Below are 26,042 nucleotides of genomic sequence, written 5' to 3'. Positions count from 1 at the left end.
GTAGCCCAACGCGGCCTGGCCGCTAAGGCGATCGTGCAAGTAAGAACATTTACAAACACTCTTGGCCGCTAATTTAACATATCTTCACATCGCCGCGTTTAGCGCCTACTATGGAAAAAACAACGTATTCGCGGGAGAAGCCGAATGAACCACGCCATGCCCTTGCTCGGGTGCATCGCTGACGATTTCACCGGAGCCACCGACCTGGCCAACACCCTGGTGCGCCAGGGCATGCGGACCGTCCAGACCATCGGCATCCCAGGCCAGGAATTGTCCGAAGCCCTCGAAGCGGACGCGCTGATCGTCGCGCTCAAGTCACGCATGGCCCCGGTCGAAGAGGCCGTCGCGAAATCCCTCGCCGCACTGCACTGGCTGCGCGAACGCGGTTGCCGCCAGTTTATGTTCAAGTACTGCTCGACCTTCGACTCCACCGAGCGGGGCAACATCGGCCCGGTCACCGAGGCGCTGCTCGACGCCCTCGGCAGCGATTTCACCGTCGCCTGCCCGGCCTTCCCGGAAGCCGGGCGCACGCTGTTCCGCGGCCACCTGTTCGTGCAGGACGCGCTGCTCAGCGAATCCGGCATGGAGCACCACCCGCTGACGCCGATGACCGACGCCAACCTGGTGCGCTTCCTCGGCCGGCAGACCAAACTCCCGGTCGGCCTGCTGCGCTACGACCAGGTTGCCGCCGGTGCCGCCGCGACCCGCGCCGGCATCGACACACTGCGCCACGCCGGCACCCGCATCGCCATCGCCGATGCGCTGTCCAACGCCGACCTACTGACCCTGGGCGAAGCCTGCCGCGATTTGCCGCTGATCACCGGCGGTTCGGGGATCGCCCTCGGCCTGCCGGAAAACTTCCGTCGCGCCGGCCAACTGCTCAGCCAGAACGCCGCCACGCTGGAAGCCCTGTCCGGCCGTGGCGTGGTGCTCGCCGGCAGCGCCTCCAGGGCCACCAACGCCCAGGTTGCCGCCTGGCGCGACGCCGGCCGCCCCGCCCTGCGCATTGATCCGCTGGCGCTCGCCCGCGGCGAGGCGGTTGTGGCCGCCGCGCTGGCCTTCGCCGAACGCGACGAGCCGGTGCTGATCTATGCCACCAGCGCGCCGGAAGAGGTTCGCGCGGTACAGCAGCAACTGGGTGTGGAACGCGCCGGCACGCTGGTGGAGCAGGCCCTCGGCGAAATCGCCCGGCAGCTCTACGAGACCGGCGTGCGGCACTTCGTGGTCGCTGGCGGCGAGACCTCCGGCGCGGTGGTCCAGGCACTGGGCGTGCAAGCCCTGCGCATCGGCGAGCAGATCGACCCCGGCGTGCCGATAACCGGCGCCATCGGCCTGGAGGCGCGCCTGGCGCTGAAGTCCGGCAACTTCGGCGGCGCCGACTTCTTCGCCAAAGCCCTCGGGCAACTTGCCGGAGCCTCGTCATGAGCCGCGAACACGCGCTGCGCGAAGAAATCTGCACGGTCGGCATCAGCCTCTACCAGCGCGGCTACACCGTCGGCAGCGCCGGCAACATCAGCGCGAGACTGGACGACGGCTGGCTGATCACACCCACCGACGCCTGCCTCGGGCGCCTGGACCCGGCGGCGATCGCCAAGGTGAAACTGAACGGCGAATGGGTCTCCGGCGACAAGCCCTCGAAGACCCTGGCGCTGCATCGGCGGGTCTACGAACGCAATCAAGGTGTCGGCGGCGTGGTGCACACGCATTCCACCGCGCTGGTAGCGCTGACCCTGTCCGGTGTCTGGAGCCACGAGGACATCCTGCCGCCGATCACGCCCTATCAGGTAATGAAGGTCGGCCACCTGCCGCTGATCGATTACTGCCGGCCCGGCTCGCCGAACGTCGCCGAACGGGTCGCCGCGCTGGCCAACCAGGTGCGCGGCGTGATGCTCGAACGCCTCGGCCCGGTGATCTGGGAATCCAGCGTGTCGCGCGCCAGCTATGCCCTGGAGGAACTGGAAGAAACCGCCAAGCTGTGGCTGATGAGCGACCCGCGCCCCGCGCCCCTGGGCGAAGACGCCCTGCGCGAACTGGCCGAGGTGTTCGGCGCCGCCTGGTAGATCGCGCGCATGAAAAAACGGGCCATGAGCCCGTTCTTTCGTTACCCGCGCACGGCTAGCGCCAGTGCCGCTGATGCGCCCGGCGCTGGCGGCCCACGCCGAACGCCGCGCCGACCAGCAGCAACAGGCTTTCCACCACCCACGCCAGTAGCAGCGCACAGGCGATGCCCCAGGCGATCGCCTCGGGCACCAGCGGCACCTGGTAGTCGTAGGCGGCGAGGGTCTCCGCGCGCAGCTCCGGATCGGCTTTCGCCACCACGTGCCAGGCGCGCGCATACCAGGGTTTGCGCATCGCCTGCGCTTCCTCTTCGAGCAGCGCCGAACGATCCACCAGGGTCGCCACGCTCTGCGCGTCGCTGCGCATCACCGGGTCCTGGCTTTCGCGGTAATGCGTCACCAGCGCCTGCAGGTCGCCCTGGAAGAAGCGCCCGGCGGTGGCCCGGAAGCCTTCCAGTGCCTTGGCCGCCTCGATGCGATGCGCTTCCACCCGATTGGCATAGTCGGCAATGAAGCCGGGCACCTGGACGCCCACCAGCAGACCGACCGCGAACAGCATCAAGCGCAAGTAACTTCTCAACATCCAGCTCTCCTTGTGGGTGTGAAAACGGACTCAGTCCGACAGCGAGTCGCAACCCTCTGCAATGCACTCGCCCCCGCGCCAAAGGGTCCACTGACCCGGCTGATGGACGATCCAGTCTTCGTTATCGGTCAGCGCCTCGGTGGCCAGCACGGTGACCACGTCGTTGGGCGTGGTTTCAGCCTGGAAGTCCACCGTCAGGTCGGCATCCTTCAGGCGTGCCGGGCCGAACGGCGCGCGGCGGGTGATCTGCACCAGCTTCGTCGAACAGCAGCTGAACAACCAGTCGCCGTCGCTGAGCAGGCAATTGAACACCCCTTTGCGGCGGTATTCGCGACACGCCTCGATCAGCGTCGGCAGCAGCGCCTCGATATCGGCGGGCTCGGGAAAGGCGGCGCGCAGGCGGTTGAGCAGGTCGCAGAAGGCCGCTTCGCTGTCGGTATCGCCCACCGGGCGGTAGAAGCCGGGCGCGGGCTGGAAATCCGCCAGCTGGCCGTTGTGCGCGAAGCACCAGTTGCGCCCCCACATCTCGCGGACGAAGGGATGGGTATTGGCCAGCGCGACCTTGCCGACGTTGGCTTGGCGGATGTGGCCGATGACCACCTCGCTCTTGATCGGGTACTGCTGCACCAGCCGTGCGACCTCGGACTCGGCGCTCGCCGAGGGGTCCTGGAACAGCCGCAGGCCGCGCCCCTCGTAGAAGCCTATGCCCCAGCCGTCACGGTGCGGGCCGGTGCGCCCGCCGCGCTGCATCAGCCCGGTGAAGCTGAAGACGATATCCGTCGGCACGTTGGCGCTCATGCCCAGTAGCTCACACATGGGCGGGCCTCGGCAGCGGCGGCGTGGCGACGAAGGGGGGGCGAATCGGATTCATGGGCGCTCCTGGTAAGCAGGAGGCCATGCTGACCGGCTCCGCGCGTGGGCGCAAGCCGCTGTATGGCAATCTATACGCGCGGTTCGACGCGGCTCTCGCGGCGCGGCCGCTCGACGTCCGGGTCCATCCGCTCGCGCAGGGTGCGCGAGTCTTCCACCGCTTCCTCGCGGGCCCGTTTGCGATTGCGCAGCCAGCGCTCTACCGGCCAGCGCAGTAGCACGAACAGCAGGTAGACGACGAAGGCGATCAGGCCGTACATGCTCAGGTCGGCGACCGCCTTCCAGACGTTGTTGCCGACCTTGAAGGCGAGGTCCAGCGCGGTGATGGCGATGGCCGGGGCGAACAGCTCCTTGCCCGGGTCGACGATGGTCGGCGTCAGCAGCAGCACCGCGATCACCAGCCGCAGCGGCTCGCGCAGGTAGCGCCACATCCAGCCGGTGAGTTGGAACACCACCGCCAGGCAACCGAGTGCGGCGATGCCGTAGACGGCCCAGGCGAGGAGGTAGTCGTGTTCGTTCATGTGGCGCTTCGGCATGGCCTGGCTGGCGAATGGGCGCCTATGATAGCGGCTTTTCGCCGCGCAGACCTCCCGCCGCGGCGCCGCAACTTCGAGGATTAACATGTCCCACGCCCCCATCGCCCGCATCGACACGGATGCCCAGGACCCTTACCGCTGGCTGGAGAACCGCGACGCCCGGGAGGTGCTGGATTACCTGCACGCCGAGAACGACTGGACCGAGGCGCAGCTGGCCGACGGTGCCGAGCTGCGTGAGCGCCTGTTCGAGGAGATCAAGGCGCGCATCCGCGAGACCGACCTGTCGCTGCCCACGCCCTGGGGCGCGTACCTCTACTACAGCCGCACCCAGGCCGGCGACGAATACCCGCGGCACTATCGCTGCGCACGACCGGCCGGCGTTTCGCTGCAGGTCGACGACGGCAGCGAGGAGCTGCTGCTCGACCCCAACGCGCTGGCCGAGGGCGGCTACCTGTCGCTGGGCGCCTTCAGCATCAGCCCGGACCAGACGCGCCTGGCCTACAGCCTGGACACCCAAGGCGACGAGATCTACCGGCTGTTCGTCAAGGAGCTGGCCAGCGGCGCCGTCGAGGAGCTCCCCTTCGACGACTGCGACGGCAGCCTGACCTGGGCCAACGACAGCCGCACGCTGTTCTTCGGCGAACTGGATGCCACTCACCGCCCGCACAAGCTGTATCGCTACACGCTGGGCGACGCCGAGGCGGCGCTGGTGTTCAACGAGCCGGACGGGCGTTTCTTCCTCAACTGCTATCGCTCGAGTTCCGAACGCCAGCTGATCCTGCTGGCCAACAGCAAGACCACCTGTGAAGCCTGGGTGCTGGATGCCGATCGGCCGCTACAGGCGTTCGTCTGCCTGGCGCCGCGCGAGGAAGGCCACGAGTACTACCCCGACCACGGCCGCATCGACGGCCAGTGGGCCTGGGTGGTGCGCAGCAACCAGGCCGGCATCAACTTCGCCCTGTACCGCGCCGAGGACGCCACGCCGACCCGCGAGCACTGGCAGGAACTGATCGGCCACGACCCGCAGCGGATGCTCGAGGAAGCCAGTCTCAACGCCGGTGGTTTCGTCCTCAGCCTGCGCGAGGGCGGCCTGCCGGTCATCCAGGTGCATCCGGTCGGAGCGCGGAGTTATCGCGTCGAGCTGCCGGATGCCGCCTACAGCCTCTACGTACAGGAATCGCTGGAATTCGACAGCCCCGTACTGCGGCTGCGCTACGAGGCGCTGAACCGCCCGGCGCAGGTGCGCCAGCTGGACATCGCCAGCGGCGCTCAGACGGTGCTCAAGGAAACCCCGGTGGAAGGCCCGTTCGACGCCGACGCCTACGTCAGCCGGCGGCTTTGGGCCAAGGCGCCCGACGGCACCGCGATTCCCATCAGCCTGGTCGCGCGGCGCGAGGTGCTCGGCCGCCCTGCCCCGCTGTATCTCTACGGCTATGGCGCCTATGGCGAAAGCCTCGACCCGTGGTTCTCGCATGCCCGCCTGAGCCTGCTCGAACGCGGCTTCGTCTTCGCCATCGCCCATGTGCGCGGTGGCGGCGAGCTGGGCGAGGCCTGGTATCGCGGCGGCAAGCTGGAACACAAGCAGAACAGCTTCGACGACTTCATCGCCTGCGCCGAGCACCTGATCGCCGAGGGCTACACCCGCACCGACCGCCTCGCCATCAGCGGCGGCAGCGCCGGCGGGCTGCTGATCGGCGCGGTGCTCAACCAGCGTCCGGAGCTGTTCGCCGCGGCCATCGCCGAAGTGCCCTTCGTCGACGTGCTGAACAGCATGCAGAACCCCGACCTGCCGCTCACCGTGACCGAGTACGACGAATGGGGCGACCCGCGCGATCCCGCGGTGCACGCGCGCATCAAGGCCTACGCGCCCTACGAGAACGTGCGCGCCCAGGCCTATCCGGCGATCCTCGCCATCGCCGGTTACCACGACAGCCGGGTGCAATACTGGGAAGCGGCGAAGTGGGTCGCCAAGCTGCGCGCCACGCGCAGCGACGACAACCTGCTGCTGCTCAAGACCGACTTCGGCGCCGGCCACGGCGGCATGAGCGGCCGCTACCAGGCGCTCAAGGATGTCGCGCTGGAATACGGCTTCCTGCTGAAGGTGCTGGGGCTGGCCTGAGGAGGGCTCTGCGCATCAGCCGTGGATACCGCCTGTCCTCTGCCGAGTCCGCAGCGTGAATCGCGTCTCATCGATCCACCGGGCGCTGCAACGGTGGATGAAAAGAGCGTCATCCACCCTACATGTGACGGGGCATCAACGAACTTGTAGGGTGGATCGCGCTTCATCGATCCACCAGAGCGGTGCAATGATGAATAAAAGCGCCCGTAGGGTGGGTTTCAACCCACCGGCGCTCATGCGTGCTTTGTCGCGTGGGCTGAAGCCCACCCTACGAGATGGCGCGCGAATCAGGGATCGACCTTGGAGCCGGTGGCCACTTGCTCCGGCGGCGCTCCGTCGCCTTCGACCTTCTCGCCGGGATCCTTGCCTTCCGGATCGTGGTGCTCCAGCACGGCATTCAGCTCGGCGCCGAGCAACAGCACCGCGGCGGAAATGTAGAAATACAGCAGCAGGATGATGATCGCGCCGATGGAGCCGTACAGCGCGTTGTAGTTGCCAAAGTTCTTCACGTAGAAGCCGAAGCCCACCGAGGCGGCGATCCACACCACCACTGCGAGCAGCGAGCCGGGGGTGATGAAACGGAATTTCTGCTTCACGTCCGGCGCGACGTAGTACACCACCGCCACCGCCACCACCATCAGTACGATCGCCACCGGCCAGCGCAGCAGGTTCCAGAGGATCACCATCATCTGCTCCAGACCGAACCAGTGGGCGAGCCAGTTCATCACGGTCGGACCGACCACCATCAGCCCGGCAGCGCTCAGCAGCAGCGCGGCCAGGCCGATGGTATAGAGCACCGACAACGGGAAGCGCTTCCACGCCGGGCGGCCTTCCTTCACGTCGTAGGCCTTGTTCATCGCATCCATCGTCGAGCGCACGGCCGACGAGGAGGTCCAGATCGCCACCACGATCCCCACCGAGAACAGCCCGGATTCCTGCTGCTGGAAGCGGTCGATCGCCGGATTCAGCTGATCCATCGCCTCGGTCGGCAGGAAGTAGGCGGCCTGCTCGCGCAGCCAGTCGAAGAACGTCGGCAGGTCGAGAAAGCTGATCAGCGCGATGAGGAACAACAGGAACGGGAACAGCGAGAAGAACATCTGGTAGGCCAGCGCCGACGCGTAGGTCGGCATCTCGTCGTCGGCGAATTCCTTTATCACACGCTTGGCCAGCTGGAACAGACCGAGGCGATTCTTGATGGCGAACATGTAGGCCCTTCCTTGTCGCAAAACGAAGTTAAAACTGGGACGACCACAACGCCGCGGAAGTTCTGCAATGGCGCGCGCCGGCCATCCGGGCTGCGGAACAGCGCGGCGGCGCGGGAGTCATGTTCTAGGTAACCCTTCAGGAGAACGACGATGCTGATTCCCACCCAGAAAGAAGAAACCGGAGCCACCTCCACCTTCACCCCCGGCAGCGATGCCGAGAAGAACGTGCACGGCTGGGAGCGTGCGGCCTCCATCGCCGGCGGCTTCGTGCTGTTGAGCAAGGGCCTGCGCCGCGGCGGCATCGGCGGCCTGCTGGAAGTGGCGATGGGCGGCATGGGTCTGGTCCGCGGCTTCACCGGGCGTTGCGCGGCGAAGAAGGTCCTTCAGGCGGCGAAGGACGACGTGCGCGACTTCAAGGTCGCCAGCGGCGGCAAGCTGGACAGGCTGTTCGAGAACGCCGACGCCGCGACCCGCAGCGCCACCGTCACCGGCAACGAATCGCTGAGCAGCCCGAAAGCCGGCGTCTGATTCGCTAGTTGCCCGCCAGCAACGGCGTATCCAGCACCTTCGACGGCTCGCCGATCAGCGTTTCGGCGATCGCCCGTACGTCGTCGGTGCTGACCTTGTCCAGGCGCATCAGGCCTTGGACGAGGTCGTCCAGCGACTGCCGGCCCTTGCTGGCCACGCGGATTTCCTGGTTCAGGTCCTCCAGCAACAGCACCGCCCGCGCCGTCACCGCGCCGCTGGAATGCTCGCCGCGCAGGCTGCTCACGTCGCGACTCCAACGCTGCAACTGCTCGCGCACCTTGTGATAACGGGTCTCGCCGAGTCCGCCCGAACGGCGCAGCAACTCGATCGAGTAGTACTCGGCGATGCCCTCGCTGATCCAGTCGCTGTCGTCCGTATCGGTGATCCGGGTGAACACGTGCACCAGTTCGTGCAGCAGCGGGCTGGTGCCGTTCTCGCTGATCAGCGGCCGCTCGGCCTGCATGAAGAACGAGTTCGGCGCGGACAGCCCGCCACGCCACATCGGCTCGCCGGCGCCGACGATCAACAGCTTCTCCGGGTCGCGCGGGAACGCCGCCTGCGCATGCGGCCAGACATAGGTGAGCAAGGTGATGATGTCCATACGCCGCAGCCCCTCGCCGGTGGGTGCGGCGACGGTGACCTCGGTCTCGCCCAGGCGCAGGCGCCGCGCACCGATCTTGCCGGCGAGAATCCAGCCGGTCGGCCGGTCGAAGCGGCGCCCCGGGTTGTCGATGCGGAAACGGTTCTTGCCGATCCGTGGCCAGCCGGTTTCCACGCTGTTCCAGCCCTCCGGCAACTCGAACTGCAGGCGCGACACCAGCTCGACGCCATCGGCCTGCGACAGGCGCGCCGCTGGCACAAGATCGTCGCCGCGCAGCAGCGCCCAGTCGGCGGTCATCCGCGCGTCATAGGCGCCCGATTCGCGACGATGGCTGACGCGCACCCGGTAGCTCAGCGTCGCCGCGCCGCGCGAGGGTTTCCAGAGCCCGTGGTCGCCGCTCAGACGCCAGTCGCCGTCGGCCTTGAAGTCGCTGTACGCCCCCGTGGCGCCGAGGTCGAGCTCCAGCTCGCGAACCACTTCGCCCTTCGCCAGCCGCAGGCTGACCTCGGCCTGATCGGCCTGCGGCAGGAAGCGCACGGAGTAGTCCAGGTCGACCTTCTTCGCCGCCAGGGCGCAGGAGGTGACGACGAACAGCAGGCAACAGGGCAACCAGCGGAGTGAGGGCATCGCAGTGAAATCCCATGGGGTCTGTCGGTGTCGGTCAGCGCCGTGCGGGCGGCGGCCGGGTATCAGCCGGCGCGGAAGATCAGGTGGTCTTCCCAGTCATCCTCGGCGACGCTGTCTTCGCTGAGCATCTTGCCCGATTGCGAGATGCCGGCGCGGTGCACCGCGTCCGGGTCGCCGCAGACCAGGTGATGCCAGGCCAGCAGGTCCTTGCCCTCGGCCACGCGCCGGTAGGCGCAGGTCGGCGGCAGCCAGCGGAACTGGTCAGCCTGCGCCGGGGTGAGCTGGATGCAGTCGGCCACGTACTGGCGGCGATTCGGGTAGTCGCTGCAGCGGCAGCTCGTCAGGTCGAGCAGTTTGCAGGCCACGCGGGTGTAGTAGACGCTGCCGTCGTCCTCGTCTTCCAGCTTCTGCAGGCAGCACAGGCCGCAGCCGTCGCAGAGCGATTCCCACTCGGTGCGATCGAGCTCGGCTAGGGTCTTGCGTTTCCAGAAGGGTTCGACGATGGCGGCCATGGGCGTACTGCGGCGAGGGTGCGAAAAGGCCGGCAGTCTAGCCCGCCGCGCAGACAGGGCCAAGGCTGCGTCGTCGGATGCCTGGGTGTCGAGGTTTCGTCGCGGGCGGAACGCGCCGGCGCTTAATAGCCGCGGGCGAAATCCACCTGGCCGAGCAGCGGCTCCGCCGCGCGGTGACGCGTCAGGTTGTCGAGGAACAGCCGGGCCATCGCCCTGGGCGGCGTCGGCGCCGCGGTGTGCCCGGTGAGCAGCAGGTTCGGCGCGCGCCAGAACGGATGGTCGGGCGCTGGCGGCTCCTCGCGGCAGACGTCGATCACCGCGGCCGCCAGCTGCCCGCCTTGCAGCGCGGCGACCAGGTCGGCGTCGACCACCGCCGTGCCACGCCCGGCATTGATGAACAGCGCGCCGCGCGGCAGGCGCGCGAACAGGCCGGCGTCGTAGAGATCGCCGGTGTCGGGCGTGTTCGGCAGCAGGTTGATCAGGTAGTCGGCCTGCGCGGCGAGACGCTGCAGCTGGTCGATCCCCGCGACCTCCAAAAACGGCTCGAGGGCGCGTGGCTGTCGTGCGATGCCGCGCAGCTCGATGCCGAAAGGCGCCAGCACGCGCGCCACCGCCTGGCCGATGTCGCCGGCACCGACGATCAGCGCACGGCGGCCGCCGAGGCCGTGCGGCGTGCGCGTGTCCCAGCGGCCCTCCCCTTGCAGCGCCGCGCGCGACAGAACCTGGCGCTCGTGGGCCAGCAGGTAGGTCAGCACGTATTCGGCCATCGCCTGGCCGAACACGCCGACCGCCCGGCTGAGGCGGTAGTCGCGCGGCAGATCGGCGGCCAGCAGCGGCGTGATGCCGGCCCAGGTCGATTGCACCCACTGCGGACGGGCGCCGCCGCGCAACAGCGGCGCCAGCAGATCGGGCGCCCCGAGCCATACCGGGCAGCGGGCCGCCAGCCTGGCCAGCTCCGCCGGATAGTCACTGCCGTGCAGTTGCAGCGACGGCTCGGCGTCACCCAGCAGGTCGGCGTAGCGGGCGTGTTCAGGATCGGCGATCAGCAGGCGCATGGGTCAGACCGGGTCGTTGCGGCGCAGCAGTTCATCCGGCAGGTGGGCGATGTAGTCGTCCTCGGGCGGCGGCATCTGCAGGTGATAGCCCTGGGTCTCCAGGTTCTCCAGCACCTTGGCGATGTCTTCGCGCGCGAGCTGGCGCTCCGGGGTCAGCACCAGGTCGAAGGCGTGCTGCGGCGGTCCGAAGGCGACCAGCAGGCTTTCCGGCACGCGCTTGAGCGCGTCGGCGCGGTTCACGTAGAGGTACATCTCGCGCTTGCGCGGGCTGCGGTAGATGGAACAGAGGCGTTTCACGGGGTTGGTTCTCCAGCGCCCGGAGCGAGGGCGTCGAGCAGCGCCTGGCCCATGCGCTCGCGGCGCCAGCCACGCAGGGATTCAGGCAGGGTGTAGGGGCCGTCGGGATAGCCGCTCTTGAGCAGCGCCTCGAGGGACTTCTTGCGCAGCATCAGCTCGGGGACGATCTGAAGTTTCTCGGCTTCGGCCTGCCCAACCGCGCGCAGGCGCTTGAGCAGCACCGTGGCGTCCACCGGCAGCGGCTCGGGCAGCGCCTCCGGCCAGTCTTCCTTGGGCAGCGCGGCGGCGTCCCTGATCAGCTGGAGCAGCGTCTCGCCGTCCTGGCGCACGGTGCGCGGGTGCATGTCCTCGATCTTCGCCAGGGCGCCCAGGTTGTCCGGCTGGAAGCGCGCCAGCGGCCACAGGCAATGCTCGCGGACGATGCGGTTGCGCGGCTGGTCGCGGCGACGGGCCTCGGCCTCGCGCCAGACGTACAGCTCGCGGAGCACCGCCAGCTGGGCGCGCGACAGCTTCCAGCCGAGCTTGGCCTCGCGGTACAACTCGCGCGGGTCGACCTCCCGGCGCAGGTTGGCGACCAGTTCGGCACCGTCCTCCAGCAACCAGGCGCGCTTCTCGTCGGACAGGCGCTGATCCAGCACTTCGTAGATTTCCGCCAGGTGCTTGGCGTCATCGGCGGCGTAACGCACCTGGATGTCGCTGAGCGGGCGCGCCAGCCAGTCCGAGCGCGTGGCGTCCTTCGGCAGGTCGAGGCCGAGCACGGCATGCGCCAGGCGCGAATAGCCCATGGAGAAGCCGATGCCCAGGTAGCCGGCGGCCAGTTGCGTGTCGAACAGCGGCGCCGGCAGGCTGCCGGTCAGGCGCAGCAGCACTTCGAGGTCTTCGCTGCAGGCATGCAGCACCTTGACCACCTGAGGGCTTTCCAGCAGCGCGGCGAACGGTTTCCAGTCGCCGATCAGCAGCGGATCGATGAGAAAGGCGCGCTCGCCGTCGCCGATCTGCACCAGGCCGGCGAGTGGGTAGAAGGTGTCGACTCGGATGAATTCGGTGTCCAGCGCCACGTAGGGCAAGTCACGCCAGATGCTGCAGTGGTGCGCCAGGGCGGCGTCGTCACGGATCCAGTGAATATCGTTGGGCACACGGCTCTCCTTGGTAATCACGCCAGTATAACTGCGCTGCGCCACCGGGACGGAGATTCACGGCTTGTCGGCCGGCTGCGCCGCCTCCTATGCTCCGACGCTGCGCCCAGAACAATCAGAAAAGGACCGCCATGACCAAGTTGATCGGCTTCATCGCCCTGCTGCTCGCCGCCGCTGCGCTCTACCTCAGCGTCACCCCGAGCGTGATCGACCCGCTCGCCTGGGACGCGCCCGCCGCGCCGCCACTGACCGGCGTACTGGAGCCCAACGACACGCTGATGAAGGCCGAGCTGATCGCCCAGGGCCAGCTGCACGGGCCGGAAGACACCGCCGTGGACGCCAGCGGGCGGCTCTACGCCAGCCTCGCCGACGGCCGCATCGTGCGCCTGGGCGCGGACGGCATCCCGCAGACCTTCGTCAATACCGGCGGGCGCCCACTGGGCATGGACTTCGCCGCGGACGGCCAGCTGATCGTCGCGGACGCCTACAAGGGCCTGCTGAGCGTCGATGCCCACGGCAAGATCAGGGTACTCGCCACCGAGGCCGACGGCGTTCCCTTCCGCTTCACCGACGACCTCGACATCGCCCGCGACGGGCGCATCTATTTCAGCGACGCCTCCGACACCTTCAGCCAGCCGGACTACCTGCTCGACCTGCTCGAGGCGCGCCCGCACGGCCGCCTGCTGCGCTATGACCCAGCTACAGGCAAGACTGAGGTGCTACTCAAGGACCTGTACTTCGCCAACGGCGTGGCGCTCTCGCAGCACGAGGATTTCGTGCTGGTCAACGAAACCTACCGCTATCGCATCACCCGCTACTGGCTAACGGGCGACAAGGCCGGCAGCCATGAGGTGTTCATCGACAACCTGCCCGGCCTGCCGGACAACCTCCAGGGCGACCGCGCCGGCACCTTCTGGGTCGCCCTGCCCTCGCCGCGCAAGGCCGACGCCGACTTCCTCCACCGCCACCCATGGCTCAAGGCGCAGATCGCCAAGCTGCCACGCGCGCTCTGGCCAAAACCCACGCCCTACGGCCTGGTGATCGCCCTCGACGAAAACGGCAACATCGTGCAGAGCCTGCACGACACCAGCGGCGCGCACCTGCGCATGGTCACCTCGGTGAAACCACAAGGCGATTTCCTCTACTTCGGCAGCCTGGACAATGACCGGATAGGCCGCCTGAGGATTCGCTGAGCACGCCGCACCTGCCCGGACTGCCGGTCGCGCCCTTCACCCATTCCCACTGGACGGCCCCGTCAGACGTAGGGTGGACGACGCTCTTTTCATCCCCCCTTACACCGCACGGTGGATCGATAGAGCGCGATCCACCCTACGCCTGGGCGTCACTCAGTACACACCGCCCCCATCGGATGCACCGGACTCCCTTCAGGCGTAGGGTGGATGACGCTCTTTTCATCCACCGTTACACCGCCCCGGTGGAACGATAGAGCGCGATCCAACCTACGGCTGAACCCGTTTTGGGCGGTGGCCCCGCCCACATGCCAGTGGCGTTTATCATGCGCCATCGATTCCTTCGCAGCAGGAGCACCGGATGACCATCGCCCACCTGATCGACCCGCACACCCTCGCCCAGCGCCTCGGCCAGCCCGGCCTGGTCATCCTCGATTGCCGCTTCGCCCTGGAAGACCCCGCCTACGGCCAGCGCAGCTACGCCGAAGGGCATCTTCCCGGCGCCCATTTCGCCGATCTGGAACGCGACCTCTCCGCGCCGGTTCAGCCCGGCGTTACCGGCCGGCACCCGCTGCCCTCGCCGGCGACGCTGCTGCAGCGCCTGCGCGAGTGGGGCATCGACGACGACAGCCAGATCGTCATGTACGACGACGGCCCCGGCGCGTTCGCCGCGCGGGCCTGGTGGTTGCTGGCCTGGCTCGGCAAGCGCGACGGTCTGTATCTGCTCGATGGCGGGCTGAAAGCCTGGAAGGAAGCCGGCCTGGCGTTGACCCGCGACGTGCCTCCCGCGGGCAACGGCGGTTTCGACGGCGTAGCGGACGACAGCCTGGTGATCGACGCCGACCGTCTGCTGCAACGTCTGCAGCAACCCGACATGACCTTGCTGGACGCCCGCGGCCTGCCACGTTTTCGCGGCGAGGTGGAGCCGATCGACCCGGTGGCCGGACACATTCCCGGCGCGCGCTGTGCGGCCTTCACCGACAACCTCGGCGCCGATGGACGCTTCCTGCCGGCCGAACAGCTGCGCCAGCGTTTCGCCGCCCTGCTGGAGACGCGCTCGCCCGATCAGTTGGTCGCCTACTGCGGCTCCGGGGTCACCGCCTGCCACAACCTGTTCGCGCTGAACCTCGCCGGCTACCCGCTGGCGCCGCTGTACGCCGGTTCCTGGAGCGAGTGGATCACGAAAGTTGACCGACCGGTCGCAATCGGCGATTGAGAGTCAGTTTAAAAGCGCTCTAGACCGGCATTTACAGCTCAAACATCCGTTTCATCGGTTGAGCCTTCGAGCGCTTGCCGGGATTGTTGCGGAACAGGCATCATCGCGCCGCTTGCGAGCCAAGACTCGCTTGGAACTTCGACGATGCCGACACAGTCAGCTCGTTTAGTTTCACACCGACTAACAACAGGAGTCCCGAACCCGTGATAACAAAAACACTGAAAAGCGCCCTCGCCATCGCCATCGCGGCGGCCTCCAGCCAGGTATTCGCCTCTGGCTTCGCGCTCAACGAACAGAGCGTCAGCGGCATGGGCACCAACTTCGCAGGTCGCTCCTCTTCCGCCGAGGACTCCACCACCGTCTTCGGCAACCCGGCCGGCATGGCACGCCTGAAGCGCCAGGAAGTCAGCCTGGGCGCCGCGGCGATCATCGCCAAGACCGACATCAAGGACACCAGCGGCCTGCCGGGCAACGGCAGCAACGACGGCGACATGGTGCCGTTCACCGCCGTACCGGCCGGTTACTACGTCAACCCGCTGAACGACAAGTGGGCCTTCGGCTTCGGCGTCTACGCCCCGTTCGGCCTGATCACCGACTACGAAGGTGGCTTCCAGGGTCGCTACTTCGGCGACTACAGCGAAGTGAAGGTCGTCACCGCACAGCCCACCGTCAGCTACCGCTTCAACGATCAGCTGTCCGTCGGCCTGGGCCTGACCGTCAACCGCATCTCCGGCAAGCTGGAAAGCGCGGTGCTCAATGCCGGCTCGCCCGGTATCAACGACGGTCGCGCACGCATCAAGGGCGATGACACCGCACTGGGCTACAACGTTGGCGTGCTCTACGAGTTCTCGCCGCAAACCCGCGCGGGCCTGACCTACCACTCGATGGTCGACTACAAGCTCGAGGGTGATACGCGTATCACCGGCGCTGGTTTCGGTCCCTTCTCGGGCAGCAAGTACGATGCTTCGCTGAAGCTGAAAACCCCGGAATCCGCCGACTTCTCGATCACGCACGACCTGAATGACCAGTGGACCGTCTACGGCGGCGCCACCTTCACCCGCTGGAGCCGTCTGGAATCCATCGTGGTGCAGAACGATGGCGTGCCTGCCCCGCTGGCCGGCAATTTCGGCACCATCACGGAAGAACAGAACTGGCATGACACCTGGGCCTACGCCATTGGCGCCTCCTACAAGCTGAACAAGCAGTGGGTGCTGCGCGCAGGCCTGGGCATGGACCAGAGCCCGGCCAACAACCAGGACCGCTCGCCGCGCATCCCGACCGGCGACCGCAAGACCCTGTCCCTCGGCTTCGGCTGGAGCCCGACCGAAGACCTGACCGTCGACGTGGCCTACTCCTACCTGAAGGAAGAAGACGTCGACATCAACCAGGCCAGCGCGACCAAGGGCGTGTACAACGCCACTTACGAAAACAGCGCCCACGGTATCGGCACCCAGGTCTCGTACCGCTTCTAAGCGTCACCGGCAAAAACGAAAACGCGCGGCCCAGGCCGCGCGTTTTTTTGCTCGCCGCAGGGTGCGCCGCGCGCACCGCCGGCAATGCCTGCCTCAATCCGCCTTGCTTGCCAGCGCCTTCTGCACCGCCTCGACCAGCGCCGGGTCGTCCGGCTTGGTCTTGCTGTTGAACACGCCGACCACCTTGCCCTGGCGATCCACCACGTACTTGTAGAAGTTCCAGCGCGGCGCCTGGCCGTCGGCCTGCGCGGCCAGCTCGCGGAACAGCGGCGTCGCATCGCTGCCACGCACCGGCTGGGTCTGCGTCATGGCGAAGGTCACGCCGTAGTTCTGGTAGCAGACCTTGGCCGTTTCCGCCGCGTCGTCGTCTTCCTGGAAGAAGTCGTCGGACGGCACGCCGAGCATTTCCAGGCCGTCGCCCTTGTAGCGCTGGTAGAGCGCTTCGAGCCCCTTGAACTGAGGGGTGAAGCCGCAATGGCTGGCGGTGTTCACCACCACCAGCGCCTTGCCGGAAAACTGGCAGAGATCGAGGGTGTCCTTGGAGCGCAGCTTGGGTAATTCATGCTGCAACAGCGGCGGGCAGTCGGCAGCGAACAGCATCGGCGAGGCCAGCGAGGTGAGCAGCGCCAGCGGCAGAAAGCGGGATAGGGTCATGGCGATATCCTGATGAGGTCGGTTCAGGCTAGCTGCCGGAGCAGGCAGCGGCAATCGCCGTTCAACAGACGCCGACGCCCAGCTGCAACAGGGCGATGCCGCCGGCGTGCCAGCCGAACCAGGCCAGCGCCAGCAGCACTGCCACGCCAAGCGCGGCGCCAAGGCGCAGCACCAGGGTCCGGGTCACGCCGCCGGCCCTGCCGCCAGACGCGCCACCGGCTTCTCGCGTACCGGCCAGTTGAGCACCGCCGCGATCAGGCTAAGCAGGATCGACAACTGCCAGACCAGTTGATAGCTGCCGGTGCTGTCGTACAGATAGCCGCCCAGCCAGCCGCCGAGGAACGCGCCCAACTGGTGGAAGAGGAAGACGATGCCGCCGAGCATCGACAGGTTGCGCACGCCGAACAGGGTCGCCACCGTGCCGTTGGTGAGCGGCACCGTCGACAGCCACAGCAGCCCCATGGCGATGCCGAAGGCGTAGGCGGTCCAGATCGTCAGCGGGGTGAAGACGAAGGCCGTGATAACCACCGCGCGCGCCAGGTACAGCCAGGTCAGCAGGCGCGGCTTGGACATCCGCCCGCCGAGCCAGCCGGCGATATAGGTGCCGAAGACGTTGAACAGCCCGACCAGCGCCAGCACCGTGGTGCCGACCGTCGCCGGCAGATGCTGGTCGACCAGATAGGCCGGCAGGTGCACGCCGATGAACACCACCTGAAAACCGCAGACGAAGAAGCCCAGCGACAGCAGCCAGAATCCCGAATGGCCAACCGCCTCGTGCACGGCCTCGGAGAGCGTCTGCTCGTGGGCCTGAACCGGCTGCGGACGATCACGCAGCATGCCCGCCAGCGGCACGATCAGCGCCGCCATCAGGCCGAGCACCAATAGCGCCGCAGACCAACCTAGCCAGCCGATCAGGCCCAGCGTGCCGGGCAGCATGGCGAACTGGCCGAACGAGCCCGCCGCCGCCGCAACGCCCATCGCCATGCTGCGCTTCTCCATCGGCACGGCGCGGCCGACCACGCCGAGAATCACCGAAAACGAGGTGCCGGACAGGCCCAGGCCGATCAACAGGCCGGCGCTCAGCGACAGCGTCCAGGGCGAGTCGGCGAAGCCCATCAGCACCAGGCCGAGGGCATAGAGGACGCCGCCGATGATCACCGTGCGAATCGCCCCGAAGCGATCGGCCAGCGCGCCGGCGAAGGGTTGCGCCAGCCCCCAGATCAGGTTCTGCAGCGCGATCGCGAAGGCGAACACCTCGCGCCCCCAGCCAAACTCGGCGCTCATCGGCGGCAGGAACAGGCCGAAACCGTGGCGGGTGCCGAGGGACAGGGCGAGGATCAGCGCCGCCGACAGCATGATCCAGAACATCGGGCGCGAAGACGCAGCCATGTGAACTCCTAAGTTTTTGTTTTCATTCGAGGGCATGCAGCTCGTCGAGCAGCGCGATCAACGCCGCGCGCTTCTCGCTGCCGAACTTCTGCGTCAGTTGTAGCTGGACGTCGTTCCAGGCGTGCACCGCGTCGTCCAGCCGCGCACGGCCCAGCGCGGTCATCGACACCAGGCGGTTGCGCTGGTCGACCGCATTGCCCAGCTCCAGCAGCCCCTGGCCTTCCAGCACGCGCACATTGCGGCCGAGCGTGCTGCGCTCCAGCCCCATGGCGGCGGCAAGGTCGGTGATGCTCGGCGATTCGAGCCGCTCGAGATGGCGCAGCAGGGAAAACTGCGCCGTGGTCAGCCCCACATCGGCTAGGGCGTCGTCATAGCGTTTGGTCACACCGCGGGCGGTGCGACGCAGTTGGGTGCAGAGGCAATGGGTCGTCGTCATGGATGCGTGTATATACCCGCATTCTCTCGGAGTCAAATCGTCGCACCCTGGAAGTCCTGCCGGAGGGCACCGACGCGCCTTCCGTCAGGCCGTCCAGAACTGGCCGCCAAAGCACCGGTCACTAGTGGTCAAACGCGGTAAACCATGGAGCGCTCCGATGACCGAGCAACGCTATCTCTCATGCATCCAGGCCTGCAGCGCCTGCGTCATTGCCTGCGAAGCCTGCGCCGCCGCCTGCCTGCGCGAGGACGACGTGACGATGATGGCCGCCTGCATCCGCCTCGACCGCGACTGCGCCGACCTCTGCCGCCTCGCCGAAGCCCTGATGGTCCGCGGCAGCGACCTCGCCGAAGAAACCTGCCACCTCTGCGCCCTAGCCTGCCAGGCCTGCGCCGAGGAATGCGCCCGCCACTCTCATGAGCACTGCCAGCAATGCGCCCAGGCCTGCCAGCGCTGCGCGGCGGAGTGCGAGGCGATGGTGGCGTAGGGGCGGGCCTGCGTTCAGGGATGATCGGAAAGATCCTCCCTGCCATTCGTTGTTGATGGCCTGCAGCTGCCATCGCCCAGTTTGCGTCGATCGGTAAAAGCGTGCTCGTGTGCCGGTATCTTCGTGGGGTTTCTTCCACCTCACGCCGCCCGTTACCGATTGTCATCGGTGGACGCTGTAGCCCTTGAGCCAAGCCAGGCAATTAGCCATTATCCGAGTCCGCGCGCAGCCTCGACCTCTCGGATCGCAATGGCTGCCAAAAGGCTTTGCTCAAGGAAGAAGCAATGGACTACGCCGTAATACTCCGTCCCCTGTTCAGCACGGCCACCTGGCTGATTCCCACCCTACTGTTGATCGGCCTGCTCAAATCGCCGTGGGCCAAGGGCCATATCGGCGAACTCCTGGTGCGGCTGTTCGCCCATTGGCAGCTGGATAGGCAAACCTACCGCCGCCTGCACAACGTCACCCTGAACACGCCCGACGGCACCACGCAGATCGACCACGTATTCCTCTCGCCCTTTGGCATCTTCGTGCTGGAAACAAAGAACATGAGCGGCTGGATCTTCGGCAGCGAGAAGCAGGCGCAGTGGACCCAGAAGCTCTACAAGCACACCTCCAAATTCCAGAATCCCCTGCGGCAGAACTACAAACACCTCAAGGCGCTGGAAGCCACCCTCGGCGTCAGCCCCGAGCACCTGCACTCGGTCATCACCTTCGTCGGCGGCAGCACCTTCAAAACCGAAGTGCCGGCCAACGTCACCCAGGGCATCGGCTTTATCCGCTATATCCAGTCATTCCGGCATCCGGTATTCAGCGAGACCGAAGTCGACGCCATGCTGCACACCCTGCAAACCGGCCGCCGCGCGCCAACCTTCGCCACCCACCGCGAGCATGTGCAAAACCTCAAACGACGTAGTGATCCGACTGCAGAGCGGCAATGTCCGAGATGTGGCAGCGCACTACTGATCCGCACAGTGAAGTCAGGGCCGAAAGCGGGAAAAGAGTTCTGGGGATGCTCGGCTTTCCCCAAGTGCAGAATAATGCAGGGGCTATGACCCTAGAACAGCGCTAACACTTCCAATCAATAATGCTTCGACATTAAAAGAAGAAACCAATAATGACAGAAGAAAATATAGAAGAGACCGAATACCAAATCGCAGACGAGGCAGAACTGGAGCGAATCATATTTCACATAGTAAGCCCAGACTTAAATACCCCAAGAATTCTCATGGAGGTAGAAACGCCTGCGGATTACTCTAAATTCTTTATTGATCGACTAAGAGAAACGATCAAAGGGACTAAATACCGATTTCAAGATGACTCTTGGGTAAAGAATCAGGTAAAGACGGCGCTCACAAGTCAGCACGCTTTTGTTGATACATCTGAACGACTTGCAGAGAAGTTCCAGGAGCTTTTTCAGTCAGACAAAAGACTTATACCTGGCGCACTAATGCTTCTGAAAATAAAAAATAAAGATAAAATCTACGGAGCGATAATAAAATATGACGACATGAGTGTAATTTCGTACACCACAGAAATACTAGAAGACGGCAAATCAAAGCCTATCCTCAACCAATTTCTTAACAACTTTGTGCAAGACAAAAAAGCAATTCAGAAATCCGTACTTTTCGATATTAATTGCCCGCAGTCCAGTATAGTTTGCACCGATAGAAGCGGGAACAAGGGCGACATTACCGAAAAACTAAAGGCCTACTTGCAAGCCGATCGCCTGTTTACAAGCACACTATTAACGGAGAGGCTTATAGCCGCGTTAGAAGAAACAGCAAAATCTCAATCAGCTCTAATCCCCCTAGAGATAAGAAAAAGGCTTAAGAGCAAGATGCGGCAAGCTGTAAAAGACACCGTAGAATTTGACCCAGAAAATCACGAGCAAATTCTAACAGCGGCTTTCGGCGAGGCACACAAAGAAGAAAAAGTAAGAAAAGCTTTCGTCGCATCCTTGAAAAAGAAGAAAATATCAAACGAGAAATTTGAAATATCTCATGAAGCGATAAAGCAAGGCTCCAAGAAAATAAAGCAGACCTACGAGGGCGTAAGAGTTATTTACACGAGCAGCGACATAGATAAAAACATCTTCTTTGAAGAGGATGGTGCAAAAAAGATAATCCGAATAGTCACTGACCAGTATGTCTTGGAAGACGAAGCGGATGATTGATATTTTTTCAAGACTCTCACTTAAAGGGGAGTCATTAGATGCAGCATTTTATCGCCCCCATAACGCTACAGACAACTTCTTGGCCTTTGAACTGAACAATCTAGCTGCCCAGGGGAATTTTAATTTTTCACTCCAAATAAGTGATGAATTTGATGAAAGAATAAACCTCCCAACACTTGAAGACCTATCAAACTTCAGAATTGAATTAGTTGTTTTCAACAAGGCCAGAACCCAAGAAAACAACTATTTTTTCTCGATTCAAGGATTCTTAAAAAATCTTGAATCAAGCGAGATAACTAAGTCCAAAAATATCTTTATACATGAAGACACTAGCGACTTCAGGACTCTGACCTGCAACATTACCAAGTGGGATCTTCTCAAAAGCAGTGTACAAGAAGACAAGAGAAATATAGACCTAGCCGACCCCAGGAAAATAATAAAAGACTATACAGGCTCACAAATCAACCATCACCACTTATTTTGGATAACCCCTTGCGAGCCGGTCACTTCTGATGATTTATTTTTAAAATGGCTAGATATTGCCACACCTAAAGCATCCATGCTATTAGCATCTGAAATATCAGTCATCGATGGAAGTAAACACTACTCAATTAAAGGAAGTAAGACCTTAGACCTACGGCATGACAACCGCACCATAGCAATCACGCGAGACGAACACTCCAACATTCACGACGCTCTCAATTGGATTTTTGAAACATCGAGAGAAGTCGAAATAAGGCATACACTGCTATGCCAGCGACTCTCCCACAACGACCCCAAGAAATCTGAAACCTGGATCAGATACATTTCAAGAACCATTAAGCCCTCCCTCTCAAGCTCTCGAGAAGACTATAAAAACCACTTACTAGTTAAAACTGGCGATCTATTAAAAGCAATAACCGACATTCGAAAAACAGTATCTGATGAAACAAACAAAATAATTGAAAAAACAAGTGCCCTTACATCCAGCCTCCTTCGCGATGCAAGCATAACACTCATGATTGCAACATTAAGACAAACGCTGATTGCAAAAAGCATTATCACCAAGGAAAGTGCATCATTTCTGCTAATAGCAACGATTGCTTGGCTAGCGATTAGCATTCTCCTCACTGGCTACCAGAACAAAATATTCATTCGCACCCAGATAAGATTCCGCAGAAGCTGGAGTAAAGGCCTTAGTTCCCTAGTCGCCGAAAGCGAGCTTAAAAAAATATCAAGGCGCCCTATCAGAGAGGCCATTGAAAACTATGGCCGCATAAAGAGAGTCATTGACTTTATATATGCAGCTCTAATACTAATAATATTGAGCATACTAGTATTCGGATAATAGGCCTACCTTACAGCTCTACGCCTATTCCGAAACCACGGTAGAAGTACACTAGCGGTACAGCGACTAGCTTCATGCACCTTCGCTTAACTGCTCTCAACACCAGTAACCACGCTGCTTTTAGCTAATTTTACCTGCGTAAGCTATTCCCGATTTCGCTGGGTTTGCAGCATCTCCAGGCGGCTCATAACTCTTAGATCTACAACCAAAACCTCAAAGCGGGCTGATCTGCCCACACTCCGGGGCCGTTTCTCCGATAGTCAGCCACAGTGCGTACTTTTTAAAGCGCGGGTGGTTAGTGACCTTGAGGAACGGGGCGAGCCCCATGTCGGTGATTGAGGCTTCGTACTTCTTCCAACTGCTCAAGCTGATATCGACTTCCCGGCAAAAATCTTCCTGGGTCAGGTTTTCCTTGGCCCGTATCGCCTTCATTTTTGCCGGTAAATCCAATTTAACCCCCTTGACAGGTTCCTATATTGGAACCATCATAAGTTCCAATATAGGAACCTTTAGAATCTTAGTTTTGGCAGGGTATCAAAAGCCGTTCGCCCTAGACACGCTATGCGTGCGCATTCTCCTGCCCGCACGCTCGAACACACCCGCCATTAACGACTGACAGTCGGGAGGCCTCATGGAAGATGCCTACATCCCCATCGTGCTGATGCGCCATAACCGCCCGTTACGTGGCGTGATGATCGACAGGCAGCCGTGGGTCTGTGCTCGGGAGTTTGCGCGCTTGCTGGGTCATCGCCACCCGGAGCGGATCTGTCGGCTGATGGATGCCGACCAGGTGCGGATGGTGCATTTCCAGTTGGCCAGCGGGCAGTTGGAGGCGGTGGAGGTGCTCAGTGAGTCGGGCATGTACAGGGCGTTGTGCCGCTTCTCGCATCCGGAGAATCGCCATCTACGTAGCTGGCTCAGCCATGTGGCCTTGCCGGCGCTGCGCGACAGTGAGGCAGGAGACGGGCATGAGCCATCGCGCTGCCTGATGGCCTGGGACAACCAGCAGGTCAATCTGCTGGAGTGGCAGGGTGAGCTGTGGATCGCCCTGGGCGAGTTGCCCCGCTTCCATCGGCAGGCCCGCTCAGCACCGAGCAAGCCCCAATCGTGGTTGGCGCGCTGGTGGCGTGGGCGCTCCCGAGCCGGTGCGCCGCGCTGAACACCGCCATCAACATGGGATGCTCCATTTCACTGGGTTTGCAGCGTTTCCAGGCAACTCATAATCCTTTGCTCCCACCCGCTCGACTAAAACGCCAACCCCACCAGAACCCCCACCTCAACCAACTCCAACACCGCCCCCACCGTATCCCCGGTACACCCACCCAACCGCTTCATCATCGCCCGCCGCAGATAGGCGAACAGCGCCACCGCCAGCAGCACTACCCACGCCCCACTCCAACCCGCGATCAGCAGAGCGCCCAGCGCCGTGGCTGCCAGCACGTAGCGTGCAGTGCTACGTGGCAGGTGGTCGGCCAGGGCTTGGCCGAGGCCGCCTTGGCGGACGTAGGGGGTGGTGAGGAAGAGTGCCAGCGGGGTGGCGCGGGCGAGGATGGGGGCGAGGAAGAGCGCCTGGGTATCGCCTTGTTGCAGCAGCGCCAGCAGCGCGGCGAATTTGAGGAGCAGGACCAGCACCAGCACGACCACGGCGATCGGGCCGCTGCGGGGGTCTTTCATGATGGTGAGGGTGCGTTCGCGGTCGCCCAGGCCGCCGAGCCAGGCGTCGGCGCTGTCGGCGAGGCCGTCCAGGTGCAGGGCGCCGCTCAAGCCGACCCAGAGCGATAGCAGCAATGCCGCATGCAGGGCGGCGGGGCTGCCGACCAGCAGCGCGTTGGCGCCGAGCAGGATCAGCCCGATCAGCGCGCCCACCAGCGGGTAGTACAGCAGCGAGCGGCCCAGTTGCTCGGGGCTGGGCATGCCGAGCAGGCGGATCGGCAGGCTGGTGAGGAATTGCAGGGCGATCAGGAACGGCTGCATGGGGCTCCAGCGCTGCGCGCGGCGCAGGTTACGGGGTTGGATCGATCGTGAGGTCCAGCCGATGGCATTCGCCGTGGCCGACCACCACCGAGAGCAGTTCGCCGCGCGGCAGGCCGCGGGCGCGCGCCAGCAGCAGTCGCATCACGCCGGCGTGGGTGACCAGCAGCACGCGCTGCCCGGCGAAGCGCCGTTGCAGCCGCGCCAGGGCGCCGAACACGCGCGCCTCGAAGGCCGCCAGCGGTTCGCCGCCGGGCGGCGTGAAGGCGTAGGGGTCGGCCCAGAAATGCCCCAGCGCCTTGCTGTCGGTTTCCATCAGTTCGGCGGCGCTGCGCCCTTCCCACTCGCCGAAATGCAGTTCGCGCAGGTCCGCCTCCAGGTGCAGCGGCAGGCCGCGCTCGGCGGCCAGGGCGTCGGCGAAGGCGGCGCAGCGTTGCAGCGGCGAGCTGACCAGCGCATCCCAGGGGCCGCACGCGGCGATGCCGCCGCGCATCTGCTCCCAGCCGACGGCGGTCAGCGCGTCGTCGAGGCTGCCGCGAAAGCCGCCGCCGGATTCGGTCTCGCCGTGGCGCAGCAGGTCGAGCCTCATCGGTCGGACACCGCCGCCTCGGCGAAAGTGGCCATCTGGTTGTGCAGCGCGCAGGCCAGGCGCAGCAGCGGCACCGCCAGCGCCGCGCCGCTGCCCTCGCCGAGGCGCAGGCCGAGGTCGAGCAAAGGGTGCGCGGCCAGGGCATCGAGCACGCGGACGTGGCCCGGCTCGGCGCCACGGTGGCCGAACAGCAGCCAGTCGCGACAGGCCGGATTCAGGCGCACCGCGAGCAGCGCGGCGACGCTGCAGATGAAGCCGTCTACCAGCACCGCAACGCCCTCCTGCGCAGCGGCGAGATAGGCGCCGGTAAGCGCGGCGATCTCGAAGCCGCCCAGGCGCCGCAGCACCTCGAAGGGATCGCCGAGAAACGCGCCGTGCAGCGCCAGCGCGCGTTCGATCACCGCCGCCTTGCGCGCCACGCCGCCGGCATCCAGGCCGGTGCCGGGGCCGACCAGGTCGCGTGCCGGCAGGCCCAGCAGCGCGCAGGCCAGGGCGCTGGCGGCGCTGGTGTTGCCGATGCCCATTTCACCGCCGATGAACAGGTCGGCGCCGCTGGCCTTGGCGCGCAGCAGGCTGTCGCGGCCGGCCTGCAAGGCCAGGCGCAGCTGCGCGTCGCTCATCGCCGCCTCCCGGGCGAAGTTGCCGGTGCCCGCGCCGAGGTTCAGGTGCAGCACGCCGGGCAGCGCGTCGAGCGCAAAGGCGGTGCCGAGATCGACCACTTCCAGGCGTGCGTCCAACTGGCGGGCGAGCACGCTGATGGCTGCGCCGCCGCCAACGAAGTTGCGCAGCATCTGCCCGGTGACCTCCTGCGGATAGGCGGAGACGCCCTCGGCGACCACGCCGTGATCGCCGGCGAACACCGCGATCCAGGGCAGGCGGATATCCGGTCGGCCGCCCTGCAGGGCGGCCAGCGCCAGCGCGACCCCTTCCAGCTGGCCCAGCGAGCCGGTCGGCTTGGTCAGTTGCGCCTGGCGCGCCTCGGCCTCGGCGCGCGCGGCGAGGTCCAGCG

General features: G+C 64.5%; 29 protein-coding genes. 12 read left to right on the top strand and 17 right to left on the bottom strand.

Going from position 1 to position 26,042, the window contains the following annotated elements; genetic code table 11:
* The first annotated feature begins 144 nt into the window (after nt 1-144).
* Both otnK and QMX85_RS04945 read left to right on the top strand, forming a co-directional pair.
* Nucleotides 145-1,425 (top strand): 3-oxo-tetronate kinase, encoded by a 1,281-nt coding sequence (gene otnK / locus QMX85_RS04950; RefSeq protein WP_282339083.1) that lies wholly within the window; start codon nt 145-147, stop codon nt 1,423-1,425.
* Entirely contained in the window at nt 1,422-2,060 is a 639-nt protein-coding gene (locus tag QMX85_RS04945; RefSeq protein WP_282339082.1) for an aldolase, read from the top strand. The genes otnK and QMX85_RS04945 overlap by 4 nt, the downstream gene beginning before the upstream one ends.
* Before the next feature lie 55 nt (nt 2,061-2,115).
* On the opposite strand, the gene QMX85_RS04940 is transcribed toward QMX85_RS04945, so the two are convergent.
* From QMX85_RS04940 to QMX85_RS04930, 3 genes are all read right to left on the bottom strand, one after another.
* Complete coding sequence (locus tag QMX85_RS04940; RefSeq protein ID WP_282339081.1) at nt 2,116-2,640, bottom strand: DUF2937 family protein; 525 nt, start codon at nt 2,638-2,640, stop codon at nt 2,116-2,118.
* A 30-nt stretch (nt 2,641-2,670) separates the two neighbouring features.
* Nucleotides 2,671-3,456: a class II glutamine amidotransferase gene (locus QMX85_RS04935; RefSeq protein WP_282339080.1), complete on the bottom strand. Its 786-nt coding sequence runs from the start codon at nt 3,454-3,456 to the stop codon at nt 2,671-2,673.
* A gap of 125 nt (nt 3,457-3,581) precedes the next feature.
* On the bottom strand, nt 3,582-4,046 hold the full coding sequence (locus tag QMX85_RS04930) for an MFS transporter (RefSeq protein WP_282339079.1): 465 nt from the start codon (nt 4,044-4,046) through the stop codon (nt 3,582-3,584).
* Nucleotides 4,047-4,131: 85 nt separating this feature from the next.
* Between QMX85_RS04930 and QMX85_RS04925 the strand changes: the two genes are divergently transcribed.
* Nucleotides 4,132-6,165, top strand: coding sequence for a S9 family peptidase (locus tag QMX85_RS04925; RefSeq protein WP_282339078.1), 2,034 nt, complete (start codon nt 4,132-4,134; stop codon nt 6,163-6,165).
* A gap of 287 nt (nt 6,166-6,452) precedes the next feature.
* Here the strand turns inward: QMX85_RS04925 and QMX85_RS04920 are convergent, their stop codons facing one another.
* Complete coding sequence (locus QMX85_RS04920; protein ID WP_282339077.1) at nt 6,453-7,370, bottom strand: YihY/virulence factor BrkB family protein; 918 nt, start codon at nt 7,368-7,370, stop codon at nt 6,453-6,455.
* Nucleotides 7,371-7,520: 150 nt separating this feature from the next.
* Here QMX85_RS04920 and QMX85_RS04915 point away from each other — a divergent pair, with 150 nt between their 5' ends.
* A complete protein-coding gene (locus QMX85_RS04915) occupies nt 7,521-7,898 on the top strand; it encodes a DUF2892 domain-containing protein (RefSeq protein WP_282339076.1) in 378 nt (125 codons plus the stop codon).
* Nucleotides 7,899-7,902: 4 nt separating this feature from the next.
* On the opposite strand, the gene QMX85_RS04910 is transcribed toward QMX85_RS04915, so the two are convergent.
* The 5 genes from QMX85_RS04910 to rnd all read right to left on the bottom strand — a co-directional run bounded on the left by QMX85_RS04910 (nt 7,903) and on the right by rnd (nt 12,126).
* Nucleotides 7,903-9,126: a hypothetical protein gene (locus QMX85_RS04910; protein ID WP_282339075.1), complete on the bottom strand. Its 1,224-nt coding sequence runs from the start codon at nt 9,124-9,126 to the stop codon at nt 7,903-7,905.
* Between the two features lie 62 nt (nt 9,127-9,188).
* Nucleotides 9,189-9,638, bottom strand: coding sequence for a YcgN family cysteine cluster protein (locus QMX85_RS04905; protein WP_090227708.1), 450 nt, complete (start codon nt 9,636-9,638; stop codon nt 9,189-9,191).
* 122 nt (nt 9,639-9,760) lie between these two features.
* Nucleotides 9,761-10,693 (bottom strand): D-2-hydroxyacid dehydrogenase, encoded by a 933-nt coding sequence (locus QMX85_RS04900; protein WP_282339074.1) that lies wholly within the window; start codon nt 10,691-10,693, stop codon nt 9,761-9,763.
* A 3-nt stretch (nt 10,694-10,696) separates the two neighbouring features.
* A complete protein-coding gene (locus QMX85_RS04895) occupies nt 10,697-10,990 on the bottom strand; it encodes a YcgL domain-containing protein (protein WP_090227713.1) in 294 nt (97 codons plus the stop codon).
* Nucleotides 10,987-12,126: a ribonuclease D gene (gene rnd / locus QMX85_RS04890; RefSeq protein ID WP_282339073.1), complete on the bottom strand. Its 1,140-nt coding sequence runs from the start codon at nt 12,124-12,126 to the stop codon at nt 10,987-10,989. Before rnd ends, QMX85_RS04895 begins: the two co-directional genes overlap by 4 nt.
* Before the next feature lie 131 nt (nt 12,127-12,257).
* Between rnd and QMX85_RS04885 the strand changes: the two genes are divergently transcribed.
* The 3 genes from QMX85_RS04885 to QMX85_RS04875 all read left to right on the top strand — a co-directional run bounded on the left by QMX85_RS04885 (nt 12,258) and on the right by QMX85_RS04875 (nt 16,004).
* Nucleotides 12,258-13,319: an SMP-30/gluconolactonase/LRE family protein gene (locus tag QMX85_RS04885; RefSeq protein ID WP_282339072.1), complete on the top strand. Its 1,062-nt coding sequence runs from the start codon at nt 12,258-12,260 to the stop codon at nt 13,317-13,319.
* 358 nt (nt 13,320-13,677) lie between these two features.
* Nucleotides 13,678-14,532 carry a sulfurtransferase gene (locus QMX85_RS04880; protein ID WP_282339071.1) on the top strand — a complete coding sequence of 285 codons (855 nt, stop codon included), beginning with the start codon at nt 13,678-13,680 and terminating at the stop codon, nt 14,530-14,532.
* A 203-nt stretch (nt 14,533-14,735) separates the two neighbouring features.
* Nucleotides 14,736-16,004 carry an outer membrane protein transport protein gene (locus tag QMX85_RS04875; RefSeq protein ID WP_282339070.1) on the top strand — a complete coding sequence of 423 codons (1,269 nt, stop codon included), beginning with the start codon at nt 14,736-14,738 and terminating at the stop codon, nt 16,002-16,004.
* Between the two features lie 93 nt (nt 16,005-16,097).
* On the opposite strand, the gene QMX85_RS04870 is transcribed toward QMX85_RS04875, so the two are convergent.
* From QMX85_RS04870 to QMX85_RS04855, 4 genes are all read right to left on the bottom strand, one after another.
* Nucleotides 16,098-16,658, bottom strand: a complete 561-nt coding sequence (locus QMX85_RS04870) for a glutathione peroxidase (protein ID WP_282339069.1) — start codon at nt 16,656-16,658, stop codon at nt 16,098-16,100.
* A gap of 61 nt (nt 16,659-16,719) precedes the next feature.
* Nucleotides 16,720-16,845, bottom strand: coding sequence for a hypothetical protein (locus QMX85_RS04865; RefSeq protein WP_282339140.1), 126 nt, complete (start codon nt 16,843-16,845; stop codon nt 16,720-16,722).
* Complete coding sequence (locus QMX85_RS04860; RefSeq protein WP_282339135.1) at nt 16,842-18,026, bottom strand: MFS transporter; 1,185 nt, start codon at nt 18,024-18,026, stop codon at nt 16,842-16,844. Before QMX85_RS04860 ends, QMX85_RS04865 begins: the two co-directional genes overlap by 4 nt.
* 43 nt (nt 18,027-18,069) lie before the next feature.
* On the bottom strand, nt 18,070-18,483 hold the full coding sequence (locus QMX85_RS04855) for a MarR family winged helix-turn-helix transcriptional regulator (RefSeq protein WP_282339068.1): 414 nt from the start codon (nt 18,481-18,483) through the stop codon (nt 18,070-18,072).
* Nucleotides 18,484-18,640: 157 nt separating this feature from the next.
* On the opposite strand from QMX85_RS04855, the gene QMX85_RS04850 reads away from it, so the two are divergent.
* From QMX85_RS04850 to QMX85_RS04835, 4 genes are all read left to right on the top strand, one after another.
* The gene (locus tag QMX85_RS04850) at nt 18,641-18,970 is read left to right on the top strand and encodes a four-helix bundle copper-binding protein (RefSeq protein ID WP_090227735.1); all 330 of its coding nucleotides are present in this window, start codon (nt 18,641-18,643) and stop codon (nt 18,968-18,970) included.
* A 284-nt stretch (nt 18,971-19,254) separates the two neighbouring features.
* On the top strand, nt 19,255-20,025 hold the full coding sequence (locus QMX85_RS04845) for an NERD domain-containing protein (RefSeq protein ID WP_282339067.1): 771 nt from the start codon (nt 19,255-19,257) through the stop codon (nt 20,023-20,025).
* Nucleotides 20,026-20,087: 62 nt separating this feature from the next.
* Nucleotides 20,088-21,146 carry a nucleoid-associated protein gene (locus QMX85_RS04840; RefSeq protein ID WP_282339066.1) on the top strand — a complete coding sequence of 353 codons (1,059 nt, stop codon included), beginning with the start codon at nt 20,088-20,090 and terminating at the stop codon, nt 21,144-21,146.
* Nucleotides 21,139-22,473, top strand: coding sequence for a hypothetical protein (locus tag QMX85_RS04835; protein WP_282339065.1), 1,335 nt, complete (start codon nt 21,139-21,141; stop codon nt 22,471-22,473). Before QMX85_RS04840 ends, QMX85_RS04835 begins: the two co-directional genes overlap by 8 nt.
* A 213-nt stretch (nt 22,474-22,686) precedes the next feature.
* Here QMX85_RS04835 and QMX85_RS04830 read toward each other — a convergent pair whose 3' ends face one another.
* Complete coding sequence (locus tag QMX85_RS04830) at nt 22,687-22,923, bottom strand: helix-turn-helix transcriptional regulator (protein WP_282339064.1); 237 nt, start codon at nt 22,921-22,923, stop codon at nt 22,687-22,689.
* Between the two features lie 181 nt (nt 22,924-23,104).
* Here QMX85_RS04830 and QMX85_RS04825 point away from each other — a divergent pair, with 181 nt between their 5' ends.
* Entirely contained in the window at nt 23,105-23,632 is a 528-nt protein-coding gene (locus tag QMX85_RS04825) for a Bro-N domain-containing protein (RefSeq protein WP_282339063.1), read from the top strand.
* Nucleotides 23,633-23,718: 86 nt separating this feature from the next.
* Here the strand turns inward: QMX85_RS04825 and QMX85_RS04820 are convergent, their stop codons facing one another.
* Genes QMX85_RS04820 through cobT form a run of 3 tightly spaced genes read right to left on the bottom strand, consistent with a single transcriptional unit; the run spans nt 23,719 to nt 26,040 of the window.
* Complete coding sequence (locus QMX85_RS04820) at nt 23,719-24,447, bottom strand: adenosylcobinamide-GDP ribazoletransferase (RefSeq protein WP_282339062.1); 729 nt, start codon at nt 24,445-24,447, stop codon at nt 23,719-23,721.
* A 28-nt stretch (nt 24,448-24,475) separates the two neighbouring features.
* Nucleotides 24,476-25,033 (bottom strand): alpha-ribazole phosphatase family protein, encoded by a 558-nt coding sequence (gene cobC / locus QMX85_RS04815; RefSeq protein ID WP_282339061.1) that lies wholly within the window; start codon nt 25,031-25,033, stop codon nt 24,476-24,478.
* Nucleotides 25,030-26,040 carry a nicotinate-nucleotide--dimethylbenzimidazole phosphoribosyltransferase gene (gene cobT / locus QMX85_RS04810; protein ID WP_282339060.1) on the bottom strand — a complete coding sequence of 337 codons (1,011 nt, stop codon included), beginning with the start codon at nt 26,038-26,040 and terminating at the stop codon, nt 25,030-25,032. The genes cobC and cobT overlap by 4 nt, the downstream gene beginning before the upstream one ends.
* Nucleotides 26,041-26,042 lie beyond the last annotated feature (2 nt).

The sequence above is a fragment of the Pseudomonas sp. PS02288 genome (genome assembly GCF_029959715.1).
Taxonomy (GTDB): Bacteria; Pseudomonadota; Gammaproteobacteria; order Pseudomonadales; family Pseudomonadaceae; genus Pseudomonas_O; species Pseudomonas_O kuykendallii.
Note: the sequence above shows the minus strand (reverse complement) of the source record. Positions and strands in the feature narration are given on the sequence as shown.

Bases quoted from the DNA above. Each gene is read 5' to 3' on its own strand.
- QMX85_RS04825 (WP_282339063.1), top strand. From the start codon at position 23,105: ATGGAAGATGCCTACATCCCCATCGTGCTGATGCGCCATAACCGCCCG.
- QMX85_RS04940 (WP_282339081.1), bottom strand. From the start codon at position 2,640: ATGTTGAGAAGTTACTTGCGCTTGATGCTGTTCGCGGTCGGTCTGCTG.
- QMX85_RS04835 (WP_282339065.1), top strand. From the start codon at position 21,139: ATGATTGATATTTTTTCAAGACTCTCACTTAAAGGGGAGTCATTAGAT.
- QMX85_RS04915 (WP_282339076.1), top strand. From the start codon at position 7,521: ATGCTGATTCCCACCCAGAAAGAAGAAACCGGAGCCACCTCCACCTTC.
- otnK (WP_282339083.1), top strand. From the start codon at position 145: ATGAACCACGCCATGCCCTTGCTCGGGTGCATCGCTGACGATTTCACC.
- QMX85_RS04870 (WP_282339069.1), bottom strand. From the start codon at position 16,658: ATGACCCTATCCCGCTTTCTGCCGCTGGCGCTGCTCACCTCGCTGGCC.
- QMX85_RS04880 (WP_282339071.1), top strand. From the start codon at position 13,678: ATGACCATCGCCCACCTGATCGACCCGCACACCCTCGCCCAGCGCCTC.
- QMX85_RS04900 (WP_282339074.1), bottom strand. From the start codon at position 10,693: ATGCGCCTGCTGATCGCCGATCCTGAACACGCCCGCTACGCCGACCTG.
- QMX85_RS04860 (WP_282339135.1), bottom strand. From the start codon at position 18,026: ATGTTCTGGATCATGCTGTCGGCGGCGCTGATCCTCGCCCTGTCCCTC.
- QMX85_RS04885 (WP_282339072.1), top strand. From the start codon at position 12,258: ATGACCAAGTTGATCGGCTTCATCGCCCTGCTGCTCGCCGCCGCTGCG.
- QMX85_RS04935 (WP_282339080.1), bottom strand. From the start codon at position 3,456: ATGTGTGAGCTACTGGGCATGAGCGCCAACGTGCCGACGGATATCGTC.
- cobC (WP_282339061.1), bottom strand. From the start codon at position 25,033: ATGAGGCTCGACCTGCTGCGCCACGGCGAGACCGAATCCGGCGGCGGC.
- QMX85_RS04945 (WP_282339082.1), top strand. From the start codon at position 1,422: ATGAGCCGCGAACACGCGCTGCGCGAAGAAATCTGCACGGTCGGCATC.
- QMX85_RS04920 (WP_282339077.1), bottom strand. From the start codon at position 7,370: ATGTTCGCCATCAAGAATCGCCTCGGTCTGTTCCAGCTGGCCAAGCGT.
- QMX85_RS04930 (WP_282339079.1), bottom strand. From the start codon at position 4,046: ATGCCGAAGCGCCACATGAACGAACACGACTACCTCCTCGCCTGGGCC.
- QMX85_RS04850 (WP_090227735.1), top strand. From the start codon at position 18,641: ATGACCGAGCAACGCTATCTCTCATGCATCCAGGCCTGCAGCGCCTGC.
- QMX85_RS04820 (WP_282339062.1), bottom strand. From the start codon at position 24,447: ATGCAGCCGTTCCTGATCGCCCTGCAATTCCTCACCAGCCTGCCGATC.
- QMX85_RS04925 (WP_282339078.1), top strand. From the start codon at position 4,132: ATGTCCCACGCCCCCATCGCCCGCATCGACACGGATGCCCAGGACCCT.
- QMX85_RS04845 (WP_282339067.1), top strand. From the start codon at position 19,255: ATGGACTACGCCGTAATACTCCGTCCCCTGTTCAGCACGGCCACCTGG.
- QMX85_RS04905 (WP_090227708.1), bottom strand. From the start codon at position 9,638: ATGGCCGCCATCGTCGAACCCTTCTGGAAACGCAAGACCCTAGCCGAG.
- QMX85_RS04840 (WP_282339066.1), top strand. From the start codon at position 20,088: ATGACAGAAGAAAATATAGAAGAGACCGAATACCAAATCGCAGACGAG.
- QMX85_RS04910 (WP_282339075.1), bottom strand. From the start codon at position 9,126: ATGCCCTCACTCCGCTGGTTGCCCTGTTGCCTGCTGTTCGTCGTCACC.
- QMX85_RS04855 (WP_282339068.1), bottom strand. From the start codon at position 18,483: ATGACGACGACCCATTGCCTCTGCACCCAACTGCGTCGCACCGCCCGC.